The organism is Haloterrigena sp. H1 (genome assembly GCF_005938085.1).
In the GTDB taxonomy this organism is placed as follows: Archaea; Halobacteriota; Halobacteria; order Halobacteriales; family Natrialbaceae; genus Natrinema.
On the sequence record NZ_SMZK01000001.1, the window covers coordinates 974,406 to 991,274 of the forward strand.

Below are 16,869 nucleotides of genomic sequence, written 5' to 3' on the forward strand. Positions count from 1 at the left end.
TGTTATTCGTTCTCGAGGAGTTCGACTGCGACCTCGTAGGAGTACGTGAAGTCGGGCTCGAGTTCGTCGCCGCGGTAGTAGTCGACCAGACGACGGACCTTCGCTTCGGTGTTCTGCAGGGCGCGCTTGTTCTGGTGGTCCTGCTGGTTCTCCTGGACGTGCTCGCGCAGGCGCACGGCACGCTCCATCAGGTTTCGGAGGTCCTCAGGGATGTCAGACGTGGCGTCGTTTTCCTCGAGGATCTCGGTGACTTTCTTCCCGGTCGCCAGCTTGACGTCCGGAACGGGCGTGCCGGTGACGCCTTCGTCACGCAGCTTCATCCCGATCTGGCTGGGATCGTAGCCCTGCTCTGCCAGTTCGACGACCCGAGATTCGATGTCTTCTGGGTCGACGTCGCTCCACTCCGGCGGTTCGTCTGCCGACGGCTTGTCCGAACCGGACGAGCCGCGACGGCGGGTGTGCATTCGTGCCATTGTTTGAGGATAGGAATCGCACTGACCGCTCGTGTTCGCTGTCGAGCGTGCACGCGCCTCGAGCGGCGTCGTGGCCGCCGACAGCAGCCGGCTCTCGCCGTGCACTTCCGCAATCCCAAGCCACCCGGAAAAGGGGGTGACACAGTCGGATTTGCGGCCGTGCGTTTCCCACTCTCGCTACTGGCGTCGAGGACTAAAGGGTTTCTACACGACGCCGACGTGGCCAGCCACGGTGTGATCGCGGCGGTGGGTCACCTAGAGCACGACCGCGAAGACCAGCAAAGCGAGCGCGAGCATGACGGCGGCGTGTTTCGCGCCCGCTCTGAGGTCGCCGGTACTCAACTGACCGGCGATCAGTCCCGAGAGCAGCCCCTGGACGAGCGTCGCGTGATAGAACAGCGTCGCGTAGGGCTGAACCGTCGGTAGTCGCTGCCGCCGGTCGTCTGCAGGTACTCGAGGAATCGCTTTCGGTTTCTGAGTTCGGCCAGCAGCTCCTGCTGGCTCCAGCCGCGCTCGTCACGGATCTCCGAGAGGAGTTTGCTCCCCTCGTCTCGGAACTGGTCGGTCTGTCCCTCCCACGTGTAGGCCATCGAGTAGTCGAGTTCGCCGGTTCGCTGGTCGACGCCCTCGATTTCGGCGATGACCTTGTTCCGGCGAACGCGCTGGCCGTCGACGCGGGTCTGTGTCTGCACCGAGAGCACGTCGAGACTCTGGACCATCGCCCGCGGGACGTTGATCGGGTCGTTCTCGAGGCGGTTGATCGCCGTCTGGACCGAGTCGGCGTGCATCGTCGAGTACGTCGTGTGACCGGTGTTCATCGCCTGAAAGAGCGTCATCGCCTCCTCGCCGCGGACCTCGCCGACGAGGATGTATTCGGGCCGGTGGCGGAGTGCAGAGCGCAACAGATCGTACATCGTCACGTCCCGGCCCTCGTGAACGCGTTCGCGCGTGATTGCGGAGAGCCAGTTGTCGTGTGAGAGCTGGAGTTCGCGCGTGTCTTCGATCGTCAACACCTTCGACCGCGGGGGGATGAACATCGAGATGGCGTTCATGCTCGTCGTCTTTCCCGATGCGGTGCCGCCCACGAACAGCAGGCTCTTGTTGTGCTCGATCGCGAGCCAGAGATACGCCAGTTGCTCGACGCTGAAGGTGCCGTACTCGAGCAAGTCGATCGGCGTGAAGGGGTCGTCTGCGTACTTCCGGATGGTAAACGCAGAGCCCCGCGGGGTCACTTCCTCGCCCAGCGCGAGCTCGGCCCGGGAGCCGTCGGGAAGGGTCGTGTTGACGACCGGATCCCCGATGGAGATGTGTTGTCCCGAGTGCTGGGCCAGTTTGATGACGAACTGATCGAGCGTCGATCGCCCGAAGCTGACGTCCGTCTCGATGTCGGTGTACTCGTCGTGATAGACGAACAGCGGCAGGTCGTAGCCGTCACACGAGATGTCTTCGACGTGGGGATCGTGCATGATCGGCTCGAGCGGCCCGTAGCCTCGAAACTCGCGGTAGATGTGGTAAAACAGTCGGTAGAACGTCGCCGTCTCGATGTCGGTCCCGTAGCGCTCGAGATACTCGCGGATCGTCTCCCGTAACACCGCCTCGGCGTCGTGACGCTCGTTGTCGTCTTCCCGGTATAACAGCGGATCGCGAACGTCCTCGAGCAGCGTCTCGAGCAGGACCGTCTCGTCCTCGCGAAGCGACGGCTCGACGGTCCGGTACCGGTGTTCGTCTGCCTCGTGGTCGTAACCGATCGAGACGAACGAAAACGGTGCGTCGACCCAGTAACGGTCGACCTCCTCGAGCCCGTCGGGATCGTCGAGCGTGACCAGCGGGCCGTGGACTGCCGGTTCGTAGTCGCCGACGTCGACCGTCGATCCCCGGAGCGTTTCGACGAGTCGTCGCACCGTGCGGCGAGCGGCATCGATCGTCGACTCGCGGCGCTCGTCGGCATCCTCGTCCGAGTTAGTCAGTGAGCCGGCACTGACACCGCTCTCGAGGCCGTTCGATGTGTTGCTCGAGTCGTCGGATGTAGGGCGATCCATCGATAGCTGAACTCGTGACACGTCCGGACGCGACGCTCATAAATGAGACGGCCGACCGCGGACAGTCTATCCGGAACCCCCGGTCGCTGGTGTCACTCGAGATGGTCTCCGTGCGTTACGTTCATACTGCGCGAGACCGAAGGAACACGCACGGAATGAGGCGCGAGCACTTCACGTTAGATGTCACCAATATCGACTGGGCCGAAGCCGACGGCGAGCCCAAAAAGCCCTCGGTATCGATCGACTTCACCGGCCCGGAACCGATGCTTCGCGAGCGCCTGACTGGTCCCGACGGCGACGTTCTCGAGGCACGCGAAACGGACGCAGCCCTCCGGCTGCAGGGACCGCTCGAGGACGACACTGCGGGGGTAGTGAGCGTGACCAACCGCATCACCGGCGAGTTCATCCTCGAACTCAACGAAGACGCCGGCGACGTCTTGCAGTTCATCCGCGCTGCACGGCGCTACGGTGAGACAGCCGGCGACGAGGGCCAGTATCGTGTCGAGATCACGCTCGATGGCGAGCCATTCGTCAGCTACGACAAGCGAACGTTTCTGGTCTACGACGACGAGGGCAGTCTGCTTCGCCAACACAGCCTGATCCCGAGCGGCGTCGAACTCTGATCGCCAGCGGGTTCGCCCGCTGTTCTCCCGCGTAATACGTTATTTCCGCCGTCTGGAAGCGAACCGGCAAATATAAGTGATTTAGGCACGCCTAAAGAGAATGTGCGCCGGCAGCTGCCGGAGGGTCGATACATGGCCAACGGAGAACTGCTTACAACGGCGGTCGAGAACCGATCCAACGAGTCGACGACGAGCGAGACGGTTCTCGAACTCGACGGCATCGCGAAACGCTACGGAAACCAGGACGTCATCGGTGACCTCTCGATTACCGTCCGTGACGGTGAAATCCTGACCCTGCTCGGCCCATCTGGTTGCGGCAAGACCACGACGCTTCGGTTGATCGCCGGCCTCGAGGAACCTAACGCCGGTCGAATTCGATTGGAAGGTGAGACCGTCTCGGGCGACGGCCGGTTCGTCCCGCCGGAAGACCGCGACATCGGCGTCGTCTTTCAGGACTTCGCGCTGTTTCCACACCTGACCGCCCGCGAAAACGTCGCCTTCGGCTTGCAGGATCGACCCGAGAGCGAGCGTGCAAGCCGCGTCGACGAACTGCTCGAACTCGTCGGCCTCGAGACCCACGGCGACCACTATCCCGGCGAACTCTCCGGCGGCCAGCAACAGCGCATCGCGCTCGCGCGCTCGCTGGCTCCCGAACCCGAGATGCTGTTGCTCGACGAACCCTTCTCGAGTCTGGACGTCGATCTGCGCGTCGAGATGCGCGAAGAGGTCCGCCGAATCATCAAGCAGACGGGCGTCACCGCGATCTCCGTCACGCACGATCAGGAAGAGGCCCTGTCTATTTCCGACCGCGTTGCCGTGATGAACGACGGCGACATCGAACAGATCGACACTCCCCAGCAAGTCTTCCAGCAGCCCGAATCGCGGTTCGTCGCCGGCTTTCTGGGCCACGCTAGTTTCCTCCCCGGAGAGGTCCACGGCGACAGCGTCGCCACCGCACTCGGTCGTGTCCTCCGCGATGACGTTCACGGGCTAGCCCACCAATACGACGGCTCTACCGTCGACCTTCTCGTTCGACCTGACGACGTCACGGCCTACCCAGCAGACGGGTCGGAAGCCGATGGCCGTGTCGTCTATCGGCGCTATCTCGGCCCGACCGTCCTCTATCGCGTCGAACTCGCCGGTGGCGAAACGATCGAGTGTATGCACAACCACTCCGACCATATCGACTTAGACGAGCGCGTTGCCGTCCGCGTCACTGCCGACCACGAACTCGCGTGGTTCCCCGCGGATCACCGCGAAGCAGTCGACGCGAACGTGGACGGAACTCCCACGAGCGCCGACTGACTCCGGTCACTGAGCGGTCGGGGTCGGTTTTGCGACACGTGGCCACACAACGCTTAAATCGAAACCCTTCCTAAAAGCGCGTATGCATAAGGACGAACTCCTCGAGCTCCACGAAGAACTCGTCGTCATCATGGAGTACTTCTCCGAGCGCGAGGAGGTCGATGAAACGCTGTTCGACCCCTACCGCCAGCTCGACGTCGACCCCTCGCACGTCCACAAGTCGAAAAGCGAACACAAACACGCGGTCTTCGTCCTCGGCAACGCGCTCGCGAGCGCGATGAGCGAAGACGAGTTTTCGAGCGCCGGCCGAATCGGCAAGCGGATGAAAGAACTCGCCGAAGACGCGGAATCCAAGATCTAGTGACTGTCTAGGCGAAACGTATTTGGTGCGGTTCCCGCTTGTTGACGTATGGATCCGCGCACGCAAGAGCGCGTCGAGGAGTGGGACTCCCGCCCGTTTAACGGGGGGTTCGACGGTCTCTCCGATCTCGCCCACGCTGATTTCTCCGGTGCTGTATCGGCGGCTGGCACGTGGCTGTGTATGCTCAACGGCCGCGTCGTTGGCGTCATCGACGGCGATATCGAGGACTTCGAAACCGCCTCGGGAACGTGTTACGAAGCCCCACATCCGTCGCTGCCCTTACTCTGTGCGATGGAAGAACAGGGCGGCGAGACACGGGCGAAGTACTATACGAACGAGACGCCGCTTCGAGAAGTCGACGATACGCTCCAGAGCGGGTCGTTTACCGGGTACATCGAACTGAGCGAGAACGTTCTCAGCGGCGACTACTACGCCGTCTATTATGGCGGTCGTCGCATGGCCGCGGCGTACATCGGGAACGCCGAGCGGCTGCTCACCGGCGAGGAGGCGTTCGACCGAGCGGCCGATGAGGTCGGCATCTACGAGGTTATCGACGTCGACATCGACGTCGTCGACGTGCCGGGAACGGCCGATACGGACCCCGACGCGGCGTCGGAGACAGACTCAGAAACTGAGTCCGCATCCGCCGACACCACGGTCGGTGCCGGCGCGCCCGACACGACGACCGATGACGATTCCGCGTCCGATCCGATGGGATCGTCGATCGAACCGATCGACGTCTCGAGCACCAGCGCAGTCGACTCCACGCCTGCGGCCGGGGCCGAGTCGAACGATGCCACCAGCGACGACGACTCGATGCTGCCATCGGACATCGAAGTCACAGACGACCCGTCGGGCATCACGGCGACCGACAGCGGCGAAACCGAGACTGAACCACCGTCGGCCGGGATCACCGAGTCAGTCCCGTCCAGTGACGACGACTCGGCGTCCACTGCCGCGCCGTCTGCTGTCGACGAGCCACGCCAGACGTCGGAGCAAGACACCGCGACGGAGCCCGAATCGACCGGGATCACCGAATCGGCCTCGTCCAGTGACGACGGCTCGGCGTCCGCTTCTACGTCGTCTGCTGTCGACGAGACACGCCGGACTCCGGATCAAGACGCCACGACGGAACCTGGCTCGACCGGACAGAACGAGGCCGCTGCGGACTCGACAGAACCGACCGAACCCGAGTTTGAGTCGACGCCGGAAGCGCCGGCCGGCGACGAGTCGCCAAAGTCGTCGTCAGCGGCAGACGCCGCGTCCGCTCCGAATCCCGAACTCGCCGACATCGAAGCGGCAGCCGAGGAACTCGACCGCAACGACATCACCTGGGTCGATGACGATGACGATGACGAGCCATCGACCGGTGCGGCCAGTGACGATCCTGCCACTGGGGACGAAGGACTCGAGGAGGAGTTCGAACGCGAAGCGGCGTGGCGCGAAACGCGACGCATCCCCTCGATCGATCCGGACAACAGCGAGTCGAGTGCCGACTCGAGTTCGGGTGGCCGCGAACTGCGGATGGACCAGCCGTCAGCGACAGCCGACGCGAACGCGGCTGACTCGTCTTCTCCCACTGCTCGATCTGACGCCCAATCTACGGAACGGACCGCGACGACCACGACGTCGACCACAGGCGCAGGCACGTCCAGGCCACGGACGGACCACGACCGGACGCAGGCTCAGGACACCACACAGAAAGACGCCACTGCCGCGACCAACGCCCAGAGCGACCGAGTTGCGACACTCACCGAGAAAGTCGAGACGCTGCAGGAACAGCGTGCGTCACTCGCGACGAAAGCCGAGGAACTCGAGGCCGAACGCGATCGGCTGCGCGCGGAAAACGACGACCTCTCTGCGACAGTCGACCGGCTCCAGTCCCGGATCGACGATCTCGAGACGGAACTCGAACAGGCCCGCACGCGCGATGCCGGCGGCGCGGATGCCGGCGGCGCGAATGCCGGTATCAGTGCCAGCACACAGCTGTCACCGCAGCAGGCACTCTCGCAGACGAACCTCTTCGTCAGGTACGCCTCGAAAAGCCGGCCGACCCTCGAGACGGCTCACGACGGCGACGCCGACCGGAGCGAAGTCGCCTCGAACCTGCGACTGGAACACCACACCGGGTTCGACTCGAACGATGCTGCCGTCGATGGCCAGCTCTACGACAAGTTCCTCGAGACGACGATGGAGTATCGGTTCGTCGACTGGCTCACCGAGATGCTCCTGTACGAGATCCGCGACACCGGGAACGCAGACGGACTGGGCGATCTCTACGATGCGATCCCGCGAATCGATCGGGCCGAACTCGGCGCAACCATCTCGCTTGCAGACGACGACACCGAAGACGTCCCCGAGGAGTTGACGTTCGACATCGTCGCGTTCGACAAGATGGGCAACCCGTTACTGCTGGTCACGCTCAACGACGCGCGCGAGCCCGCGACGAAAGACCTGCTCGCAGAACTCGAGGAAGCAGCCTCCGCCGTCAAGGCGAACTATCCGGATCTGGCGGCCGCGATCGCCGTCACCTCGAGTTACTTCGAGCCCGGCGCGCTCGAGGTGGCCGAACAGGCGACGAGTAGCGGCTTCCTCAGCCGCAGCTCGAAGCTGAGTTACGTCAACCTCTCGCGAAAATCCGGCTACCACCTCTGTCTCGTCGAGTCGCGCTCGGAAGGGTTCCACATGAACGTGCCCGAACTGTAGCTGGGCGCGATCGCTTTTGTTCCGTCGTTGTGATCGCTATTAGCAGTCGCTCCGACGAGTGTCACTTATACGGTCTGCTGTACCGGTACATGACTGACAGGAGTCCGTATTAGACATGACTCGCTGCTCGAGCGGCCACGTCTGGCCGAAACGCGATGGAAAAATGTACTCCGTTCGTGTCGCACTGGCGTCGGTCGCGGGGACGGGCGACGACGTCCGACGTGGACGAGAGACTAGCCTTCGATCTCTGCGACGTCTTCGATCTTCATGCCGTCGAGCTTGTCGACGATGTCGTCGAGCTTGTCGTCGAGTTCGTCGACGAACTCGGCGGTGCGCTCGGTCTTGATCGCACCCTGGCTCGAGGGCTCGATGAGGTTCTCCTCCTCGAGGACGCGAAGCGAGTAGCGGACCTTGTGGTGGGGGTAGCCCGTCTCGTTCGACATCTTGACGATCCCGATGGGTTCGTTCTCGATGACCATCTTCAGGACCTGCAGATGTCGTTCCAACATATCGACTTCCTTCTCAAGTCGGTCTATCATGGCATTTGTTAACTTGTCTTTGGGCCTTTTAAAAGTTACTCTCGAGAAGTGAAACGACCCTTGTCAACTGAATGCTGGTTCCTGTCAGTAGTTAACGCTTCCGGTGTCCCCGGATTCCTGTTACGGGACGTGTCTCTCAGGTTGGTTTATATGATAGGACGAGACGGGACACCGATCGCGTCTCGCGTTTGTCAGCTGAAACGACATAGATAGGACGCCGACAGCCGGATGGCGGTCTCGCTGTCTCTGCCGGCTGAACGTTGGCGGTACAGCGTCGATAGGGACCATCAGTCGGTCGAGGGTCACGGTGTGGACTTCCGTGTCGGCACCCGTATACCGTAATCTGTTTATCGGCCCGGCAAGAACCCGTCGCTGTTATGACCGTCACTATCGTCGGGTCGCAACTCGGCGACGAAGGCAAGGGTGGCGTCGTCGACCTCTACGGCGACGCTGCCGACGTCGTTGCCCGCTATCAAGGCGGCGACAACGCTGGCCATACCGTCGTTTACGACGGTGAGAAGTACAAACTGTCGCTCGTGCCGTCGGGGGCCGTCCGAGGAAAGGTCGGCGTCCTCGGGAACGGCTGTGTCGTCAATCCCGAGACGCTGTTCGACGAGATCGACACGCTCCGCGACCGCGGCCTCGAGCCGGATGTCCGCGTCGCCGAGCGCGCACACGTCATCCTCCCCTATCACCGTGCGCTCGACGGCATCGAAGAGGAAGAAAAGGACGACCTCGCCGCTGGCACGACCAAACGCGGCATCGGCCCGACCTACGAGGACAAAGCGGGCCGCCGCGGCGTCCGTATCGGCGACCTGCTCGATCCCGATGTGCTCCGCGAGCGCCTCGAGTACGTCGTTCCCCAGAAGAAGGCCCTCGCCGAGGAAGTCTTCGAGAAGGAGACCGGCGAGGAGTTCGACATCGACCACCTCTACGAGACCTACCGCGAGTACGGCAAGCGACTCGAGGAGGAAGACATGACCGTCGACTGCGGGACGTTCCTCCAGGAACGGATCGACGCCGGCGACAACGTCATGCTCGAGGGTGCACAGGGAACGTCGCTCGACATCGACCACGGCGTCTACCCCTACGTCACCTCCTCGAATCCGAGTTCGGGTGGCGCGACCGTCGGCACCGGCCTCGGCCCGACCGTCATCGGACAGGGAGACGTCATTGGCATCGTCAAAGCCTATCTCTCGCGGGTCGGCACGGGGCCGCTCCCGACCGAACTCGGCGGCGTCGAGGACCAGACGCCCGACTACGACGCTGACGAGGGTGCTGGCGAGGACGAAGAGGCACTCGCAACTCAGATCCGCGACGAGGGTGGCGAGTACGGGACTGTCACCGGCCGTCCACGTCGTGTCGGGTGGCTCGACATGCCCATGCTGCGCCACGCGACCCGCGCGAACGGCTTTACGGGGCTGGCGATCAACCACGTCGACGTGCTCGCCGGTCTCGACGAAGTGAAAGTCGGCCACAGCTACGAATTCAACGGCGAAGAAATCTTCACCATGCCACCGACGACCGAGCAGTGGGGCCGCTGTGAGGCCACGTTCAAGTCCTTCGACGGCTGGCCGGAGGTCGACTGGGCCGAAGTCGCCGCCGAGGGCTACGAGGCGATCCCCGAGAACGCACGAACCTACCTCGAGTACATCAGCGACGAACTCGACACGCCGATCTACGCAGTCGGCGTCGGCCCCGGCCGCGAGGAGACCGTCGTCGTCGAGAACCCCTACGAGTAGTCATCGCACTCACACGGCGCGTGTGATGCGGTCGGGACGTTCCCGAAACCTTTTGCTGCAGGCGACGAGCCTACGTAGTATGAAGGAGTCGTTGCTGGACATTCTCTGCTGTCCGCTCGATAAATACGATCTGGAACTCGAGAACGCCGAGTACGACGGCGACGAGGTCGTCGGCGGCGAACTCGTCTGCACGGAATGTGGCGAGTCTTACCCGATCGAGGACGGGATTCCGAACCTGCTGCCGCCGGATATGCGCGACGAAACGCCGGCCTGACGGACACAAACCGTGTCACCAGCCGAGGTTACCGTCCACGTCAACCGCGGGTCCACAAACACACTCGAGCCGGCCAGCACCGCGCTCGAGACCGACGGCTCGTTTCGCCTCTCGCTGACGGGCCACGAGTCACCCGCGCACGTCCACTGTCGGCTCGACGGCGACCTCGAGCGGATCGCGTCGCTCGGCGGCACGAACTACTACGTCGAACCGGATAGTGTCACGGCCGTCCCGATCGCCATCGACACCGATGCGATCGATCGACCCGTCGACGGTCGCCTCGAGATCCTGACGGGCTATGGCTCCGAGTCGGTCGCGATCGACGTCACGGTCGTCCCCGGTCCGCCGGACGTCGACGTCGACGAATCGCTCGCCGAACCGACCCGCACGGAACCCGAACCGACGCCACTCGAGCAGGTCGTCGATCGGATGACGAACGGCAGCGGGCTCGATTCGGGGACGCTCGCAGTGCTGGCGCTGGGCGTGGTCGCGCTCGCGATTGCGACGCTGACGACGGCGTCGATCGCGAGTCCGGTCGCAACGGCCGGCCTGGGGATCGTCGTCGCCGGAGTCGCCGTGGCGCTGTTTCTGTTACTCCAGTAGAATCGTAGAACTCGCGAGCGGGCTACTCGTCGACCTGCGTCGCCTCGAGACCGTCCTCGCCGATTCGCTTGGCCCGGAGGTACCGCGCCCGATAGCGATTCGCACCGTCGTAGACGTCGGCCTCGCGGATCTCATCAGTACGGCCTTCGGCGACGGCGTCGATCAGCTCCTCGAGCTGGTTGAGTTCGCTGGTCGTGAGCTCGAGTTCGTAGGTGTGTTCGTCCTCGGACTCGAGGACGGCCCACTTGCGGGCGGCTGCGACGACGAGCGAGCAGGGTTCCCGACAGGGGAACGGCCCATCGCCGCCGTCGACGTCTAACTCGTCGTCTTCGTCGTACTCCCACTCACGTCGCCGAAGACACTGCGAGTCGACACAGCAGGCCTCGGCCATCCAGTCGACGGCCTCGCGCGGGAGTTCATCGATCACGTCGTAGATGCCGGTCTGGCGCTCGGCGGTTTCGGTCCAGTGGTCGACGTCTAGGTTGCCGCGCAGTTCGCGGTGCCAGTTGGCGATCGTCGCGGGATAGAGAAAGCCGACCGTCTCGACGAGGTCCGCACCCGAGAGCCCGGTAAATGCCCAGCCGGAGACGAGCGTGGGCGCGGTTTTCAGCGGCCGGTAGCGGCCGTCATCGTCGTAGGTCGCGATCTCGCGGGCGTCGCGCGGGTCGTCGTAGACCTCGAGATCGGCGAGATCGCTGTCGGCGTCGTCGACGTGCCACAGGTCGTAGACGCGCTCACCGTCGGGCTCGTCGATGTCGACGAAGCGGGCTGTGATCGACAGCTGACCCCATTGCCGGTCGATGCCATCGCGGAGCGCGTCGTACCGTTCCGGGACGGCGAGACTCTCAGTCGGTTTCCCGTGGGCGTCCGGAATCGGTGCATGCTCACACCACCGGAGGAACGCACGCCGGCCAGTGCCCTCTCCGCTGACGCTCTCCTGCCAGTAGCGCCAGTTGGTCACGTACTCCTCGCAGGTCTCGAGGGCCTCTCGAAGCGCGTCCTCGTCGAGGTCGTGCCACTCGTCGTCGGGCGTCTCGAGGGCGTAGCCGCCGTCAGTTTCGTCGATCCGGAACCCGTCGACGGCGACGCCAGCGGGTGCGCGGTCGAGCAGCGTCTCGAGGTCGGCAGTCGCGAGCGTCACGTGTCAGTCACCCGCGCCCGTTCCCGCGCTCGGTTCGTGGTCGGCGTCGGCGACCGATCCGGAAAGGTTGCGGACCGTCTCGCGAGCGTCACCGATGTCGGCCCCGGCGTCGGCCGCGCGCTCGAGGACGACGTCAGCCATGAGGTCCTCGGTGCCGACGGCACCGGTGTACCAGATCCGGTGGCCGTCGACCTCGGCGGGCACGTCCCAGCCCAGCCGGTAGTCCTCGGTCAGCCCCATGTCTTCGGGAATGTCCTCTTGGGTGTGGTAGCCGTCGGCGATAAACAGCGGGACGACGACGACATCGTCGCTCTCGAAGTAGTCCGTGACGTCGTCGACCTCCGGTTCTTCGTCCATGAACAGCGCCTTGACCTCGTCGAAGCGGTCGCGCTCGCGGATGCGCTCGCTGTGGTACTCGATGGCCTTCGCGGAGTTTTCGTTGCGCTCGGTCCCGTGGCCGACTACCGACAGGCCGACCCCCTCACCCACGTCCGGGTCCTCCATTGCGGTCTCGGCCCGCTGGACGATCACGTCCGTCATCGCGTCGTGGGTTCCGACCGGCCCGCAGTAGTGAATGGTCTTGCCGACGTCGTCGGCCTCGAGCGTGGCCTGCGAGGCGCTGGTGCCGTCGGAATCCCACTTCCCGGGGTCCCAGTCATCGAGGCGCAGTTCCCGCGGGATCACCTGCTCGGTGAAATACCCCTCGCTGATAAAGAGGGGAACGACGAACACCTCGTCTGCCTCGAGCGTGCGGATCACCTCGCGGAAGTGGGGTTCTTCCTTCCAGAACGCCTCGCGGACCTCGTCGAATGCGCCCGTCTCGCGGATCGTATCCGCGTGGGCGTAGGTCGGATCCGAAGCGTCCGGATTCAGATGCGATCCGTGTGCCGCGATGACCAGCGCTTGCATGGGCGGCGCTTAGGATAGTACCGGTATAGGGTCTTCGCTGCCGGCCCTCGTCGCCGGGTCCGGCAACTCGGCACGCTCGAGCCCGGAGAGCGCTACGTCTATTTGCGCCCAGTGTCAACTCGCGTGCGTGCAACTGGTGGGCTACGAACCGAGCGGGCGGGGCTCGGCGCTGCTGGTCAGCGACGGCAACGGCGCGGTCGATCATCGCCCGCTCGAGCCCGGTGACGACCTCGCGTACACGCTCGGCGAGCGCCACTGTGCCGGGACGATCGACGAGACCGGCACGCACGTCGCCTGCGACCGGCCGTCAGCCCCCTACTGCGAATATCACACGAGTACGTGGGTCTGTGCCCGCTGTACGGGTACCTGTCTGAAAGACGAGATGGACTGTTACGAGGACCACGCCGTCTACATCGCCGCGTTCGCCCCTGCCACGTTCAAGGTCGGCGTCACCAAGCTGTGGCGTCTCGAGACCCGACTGCGCGAACAGGGAGCCGACCGCGCGGCCCACGTCCACACCGTCTCGAACGGTCGCATTGCCCGCGAGCTCGAGGCCGAAATCGCGCAGCGGCTGGTCGACCGCGTCCGAACCGGTCCCAAAGTGGCTGCACTCGCCGCCGACCTCGACGAAGACGCCTGGGAGGCCGTCCTCACCGAGTTCGACGTCATCGAGCGGTTCGACTTCGACTATGGGCTCGACCTCGAGACGCGTCCGGTCCGTGAGACGCTCGCCTCGGGGACCGTCGTCGGCGTCAAAGGCCGGCTGCTAGTCCTCGAAAACGGCGGGACGACCTACGCCGTGGACATGCGCGATCTCGTCGGTTACGACCTCGAGAACGGTGCCACGGGTCGTGACCTGCAGTCGTCGCTGGGATTGTTCGGATAGTCTCGTTCACAGCTGGTAGCTCTACCCCTCTCCCGTCGACACCCGGCATCGCAGGCATTCGAGACATGGCAATCCTTTTCCCCGCCGCAGCAGAATCCGATGGTATGACGGACGAAAACGACTCCCCCGACGAAAACGCAGGCGACGACAGCGAGGAAAAGTCCTTCCGCGAGCGGGTCGAAGAGATCCGCGAGAAACGCGCCGAAGAGGGCGAAGGCGAGGGCGAGGCCCCCGAAAGCCCGTTCGGCGGCGGTGGCGGTCCCGGCGGCATGGGCGGCGGCAACCCCTTTGCCCAGATGATGGGTGGCATGATGGGTGGCGGCCCCGGCGCTGGTCCCGGTGGTCCCGGTGGTCGTGGTGGACAAGACGAGAGCAACGAGGAACTCGTCCGCGAAGTCCGGCAGCTTCGTGACGAAATGCGCGATCAGACCCGCGCTCTTAAGCGCATCGCCGACGCGCTCGAAGACCAGTAACGGTTTTAGGCCCGTTTTCGCCGATCGTTCGTTCCGCCGGTCACTGCCTGACCAAGAGCCGGTCCCGTTCGTCGTACCGAAAGCCGGCGTCTTCGAACGCCGCTCGAGCCGCGGGGACGTTCACCTCGCCGTCGGTCCCCAGAAACGGCGTTTCGGGGTCCTGCCCGTTCCATGTGAGGCTATCAGGAGTCCACTGCTCGACGACTGGTGTTGCGGTGGGTCTTGCATGCCCGTAAAACACGTTCTCGACCAGCCACTCCTTGTCGATCAACTGTGCGATGACCCGTCTGAACCGGGGGTACCCGAACGGTGCCTTCCGCGTGTTGAACCCAAGGAAGTAAACCGTCCACGACGGCGACTCGAGCAACTGCTGTCCACCACCTTCGTCGACGCTCCCGACGTGATTCGTATCGAGGGCTGTGCTCGTAATATCGGCAGTGTCGTTTTCGACCGCCTGAATCGCCGTTTCCGAGTTCGGTGAGATATCGATCGAAAACGTATCGACCGTCGGCGCCGGCCGCTTGACGCCGGGCCGGAGCGTAAAGTGGTCGTCGAACCGCTCGAGGGTGAGCCGGTTGCCCTCGGTTCGATTCGCGAACTGATAGGGGCCGCTCCCAACCGGTTTAATGTTGTTCGTGGTGACCGCCGTCGTGGTGCCCTGCGAGAGCGTACTGCCGCCCAGTCTCATCGGACTCTCTGACCGCTCACGCCAGATGTGTGCAGGCAGTATCGGGACGAGGAGGGCGCGTTCGCCGACCGCTTGCCCCGCATCGACCGTCAGCTCGAGGCGATTTCGGCTCCGAACATCGATCGCCTCGACGGCGTCGATCTGGCCGCGAAAGCGAGGTGTAGGAGTGACTCGGTCGTCATCGTTGCCGGACATGTCCGCGAGGAACTGGTAGGTAAACTCGACGTCGGCGGCGGTCACCGGCTCGCCGTCGTGAAACACACAGTCGCTTCGGAGGCGAACGTCGAGCGTCGCTCCGCGCCACTCCCACGACTCCGCGAGCCACGGCTGGATCTCCCCGGTTGCGTCGTCGGTCGCCAGTGAGTCGTAGAGTAACTGGGTAATCGTTCCGCGACCGCGATAGTCGGCCGCGAGCGGATTGAGGTTTGTCGTCGGTCGACTATCCGTGTGGACGGCGCGCAGCGTCTCACCGTCTGTCACGGGCTCGAGCCCGAGATAGCCGCTGCGGGTCGCGGGATGACCGTCGGCCCAGCCCGTAAATCGATCCGTTCTGACGACACGGTGTTCTTCGGGCACACAGATCGGAACGAACGGCTGTTTGGTTGCGATCGTCTCGAGTGCATTCGTGACGGCGTCACGCCGTTTTGCCCCGTCGGCGTGGCGTTGCTTCTCGAGGAGATCATCGACGGCTAGATTGGCGTATCCGAAGGGATTCTGCCAGCCGGATTCGTCGACATACTTCGAGTGCAACGCCTCGTAGAGAAAGTCGGGGTCGGTCCCGCCCGGATGACGGCCGATACAGATGTCGAACTCGTGATCGTACAACACCGCTCGGTTAAAGTCGATGCCCGAGCGGACGTCGAACGAGACGTCGACCCCGACCGTTGTGAGGGCCTGCTCGAGTTCGTTCGTGATTCGGATGCTTCCTCTGTCGCTGTCGGCAGGGAGGGTGGTAATCGTCAGCGAGAGCTGTCCGATGTTGCGCTGCGTAAAGAGATCACGAAGTCGACCGGCACAGCCGCTGATCGAGGCCGTCAGACCGGCCGTCGCTGCCAGCGCGGCTCGGCGACTGAGACGCGTGCCGTCACGGGCAGTATGGTCTGGTTCTTGAGCGGTCTGCCCCTCGTTCATGTTGTTGGTTCGGCATGATTCGTCACCACGATATAACAGTATTATGCTCGTAGGGTCGGATGCCGATTGAGACCGAGACGTTTGCTACAGGTCGTACCGATACACCTGACCGGGAACGTCGATGTCACTCCTGTTTCTGGGGCCAGGGGAGCCGATCGACGAGTTGCTCCGATAGCTCTGCGACCGACCAGCGGCCGACAAGGCGATCTGAAAGGACGACACAAGCCGCCGCGAGCATCGTGCCTGCAACGACGTCGATCCCCCAGTGGATTCCGAGATACATCGTCGAAATCGCAACGCTTGCCGCCAGTACGACCGCGATGGGGAACCACTTCGGAAACTCCGACCGCGTCTTCCATGCGAACGCTGCAACGGTCGCTGACAGCGAGGTGTGAAGCGATGGAAACACGTTGGTATTCGTGTTGATCTCGCGCGTGAGATATTGGTATTGTGGGTTGGTGTCGTACAGCATCCGCTCCATGAGTTCGGCGGGCATCAGGTTCCGTGGACCGTACGCGATCACGAGGATATAGAGGACCAGACCGATCGCGTAGTTGAGCGCGTAGGCCGTCAACAGCCGCCGAAAGATCCGGGTATCGGAGAGCGTAAAGTACGCGATGACCGGGAATATCAGCAAAAACGTGTAGCCGTAGACGTAAATAGTCGAGAAATATGCCGTCGTCTCCGGCGTCTGGATCGACTGGAAGATCAGGATGAACTCCCCCTCGAGTTCGTAAAACGCCCCGGACAGACGGAACCCGATCTGTCGCGACAGCTCCGGTGCGGTCTGTCTGGCGATGCGGTTTATCAGTAACACGCCGATCAACACGGCAATCACCGGGCCAGCGGTTCTGAGGCGACTTCGCCACTCCGACCGCGTCCGAGCGAGGCGCTCTCGGCCGATAAAAACGACGACCGACACCGGCACCAAGATCGAGATGACGAGAGCGAGCTGCGTCAACACCTCGTCGAGCAT

At 63.6% G+C, this 16,869-nt stretch carries 16 protein-coding genes; 9 read left to right on the forward strand and 7 right to left on the reverse strand.

Annotation, left to right across the window (positions count from 1 at the left end; genetic code table 11):
- Positions 1-2: 2 nt before the first annotated feature.
- Both E2L06_RS04945 and E2L06_RS04950 read right to left on the reverse strand, forming a co-directional pair.
- Positions 3-473 carry a 30S ribosomal protein S15 gene (locus E2L06_RS04945; RefSeq protein WP_138782504.1) on the reverse strand — a complete coding sequence of 157 codons (471 nt, stop codon included), beginning with the start codon at positions 471-473 and terminating at the stop codon, positions 3-5.
- Positions 474-826: 353 nt separating this feature from the next.
- Positions 827-2,512 carry a type II/IV secretion system ATPase subunit gene (locus E2L06_RS04950; RefSeq protein WP_138779166.1) on the reverse strand — a complete coding sequence of 562 codons (1,686 nt, stop codon included), beginning with the start codon at positions 2,510-2,512 and terminating at the stop codon, positions 827-829.
- A gap of 155 nt (positions 2,513-2,667) precedes the next feature.
- On the opposite strand from E2L06_RS04950, the gene E2L06_RS04955 reads away from it, so the two are divergent.
- From E2L06_RS04955 to E2L06_RS04970, 4 genes are all read left to right on the forward strand, one after another.
- Positions 2,668-3,135 (forward strand): DUF5793 family protein, encoded by a 468-nt coding sequence (locus E2L06_RS04955; protein ID WP_138779168.1) that lies wholly within the window; start codon positions 2,668-2,670, stop codon positions 3,133-3,135.
- A 132-nt stretch (positions 3,136-3,267) separates the two neighbouring features.
- Positions 3,268-4,440, forward strand: coding sequence for an ABC transporter ATP-binding protein (locus tag E2L06_RS04960; protein ID WP_138779170.1), 1,173 nt, complete (start codon positions 3,268-3,270; stop codon positions 4,438-4,440).
- Positions 4,441-4,522: 82 nt separating this feature from the next.
- Entirely contained in the window at positions 4,523-4,801 is a 279-nt protein-coding gene (locus E2L06_RS04965; protein ID WP_006181940.1) for a UPF0058 family protein, read from the forward strand.
- Positions 4,802-4,849: 48 nt separating this feature from the next.
- Positions 4,850-7,507 (forward strand): transcriptional regulator, encoded by a 2,658-nt coding sequence (locus E2L06_RS04970; RefSeq protein WP_138779172.1) that lies wholly within the window; start codon positions 4,850-4,852, stop codon positions 7,505-7,507.
- A 233-nt stretch (positions 7,508-7,740) separates the two neighbouring features.
- Here the strand turns inward: E2L06_RS04970 and E2L06_RS04975 are convergent, their stop codons facing one another.
- On the reverse strand, positions 7,741-8,046 hold the full coding sequence (locus tag E2L06_RS04975) for a hypothetical protein (RefSeq protein ID WP_008009576.1): 306 nt from the start codon (positions 8,044-8,046) through the stop codon (positions 7,741-7,743).
- A gap of 377 nt (positions 8,047-8,423) precedes the next feature.
- Between E2L06_RS04975 and E2L06_RS04980 the strand changes: the two genes are divergently transcribed.
- The 3 genes from E2L06_RS04980 (at position 8,424) to E2L06_RS04990 (ending at position 10,665) form a co-directional block, all read left to right on the forward strand.
- Positions 8,424-9,788 carry an adenylosuccinate synthase gene (locus E2L06_RS04980; RefSeq protein WP_138779174.1) on the forward strand — a complete coding sequence of 455 codons (1,365 nt, stop codon included), beginning with the start codon at positions 8,424-8,426 and terminating at the stop codon, positions 9,786-9,788.
- 79 nt (positions 9,789-9,867) lie between these two features.
- Positions 9,868-10,062, forward strand: coding sequence for a methytransferase partner Trm112 (locus E2L06_RS04985; RefSeq protein ID WP_138779176.1), 195 nt, complete (start codon positions 9,868-9,870; stop codon positions 10,060-10,062).
- Between the two features lie 12 nt (positions 10,063-10,074).
- A complete protein-coding gene (locus tag E2L06_RS04990) occupies positions 10,075-10,665 on the forward strand; it encodes a hypothetical protein (protein WP_138779177.1) in 591 nt (196 codons plus the stop codon).
- A 22-nt stretch (positions 10,666-10,687) separates the two neighbouring features.
- Here E2L06_RS04990 and E2L06_RS04995 read toward each other — a convergent pair whose 3' ends face one another.
- Complete coding sequence (locus E2L06_RS04995) at positions 10,688-11,806, reverse strand: DR2241 family protein (protein WP_138779179.1); 1,119 nt, start codon at positions 11,804-11,806, stop codon at positions 10,688-10,690.
- 3 nt (positions 11,807-11,809) lie between these two features.
- Positions 11,810-12,715, reverse strand: a complete 906-nt coding sequence (locus tag E2L06_RS05000) for a CbiX/SirB N-terminal domain-containing protein (protein ID WP_138779181.1) — start codon at positions 12,713-12,715, stop codon at positions 11,810-11,812.
- Positions 12,716-12,842: 127 nt separating this feature from the next.
- Between E2L06_RS05000 and E2L06_RS05005 the strand changes: the two genes are divergently transcribed.
- Together E2L06_RS05005 and E2L06_RS05010 are read left to right on the forward strand one after the other, a co-directional pair.
- Positions 12,843-13,601 (forward strand): DUF2797 domain-containing protein, encoded by a 759-nt coding sequence (locus tag E2L06_RS05005; protein ID WP_138779183.1) that lies wholly within the window; start codon positions 12,843-12,845, stop codon positions 13,599-13,601.
- Between the two features lie 104 nt (positions 13,602-13,705).
- Entirely contained in the window at positions 13,706-14,074 is a 369-nt protein-coding gene (locus E2L06_RS05010; protein ID WP_138779185.1) for a hypothetical protein, read from the forward strand.
- A gap of 40 nt (positions 14,075-14,114) precedes the next feature.
- On the opposite strand, the gene E2L06_RS05015 is transcribed toward E2L06_RS05010, so the two are convergent.
- Positions 14,115-15,893, reverse strand: a complete 1,779-nt coding sequence (locus tag E2L06_RS05015) for an ABC transporter substrate-binding protein (RefSeq protein WP_138779187.1) — start codon at positions 15,891-15,893, stop codon at positions 14,115-14,117.
- 124 nt (positions 15,894-16,017) lie between these two features.
- Positions 16,018-16,869 carry a phosphatase PAP2 family protein gene (locus E2L06_RS05020; RefSeq protein WP_138779189.1) on the reverse strand — a complete coding sequence of 284 codons (852 nt, stop codon included), beginning with the start codon at positions 16,867-16,869 and terminating at the stop codon, positions 16,018-16,020.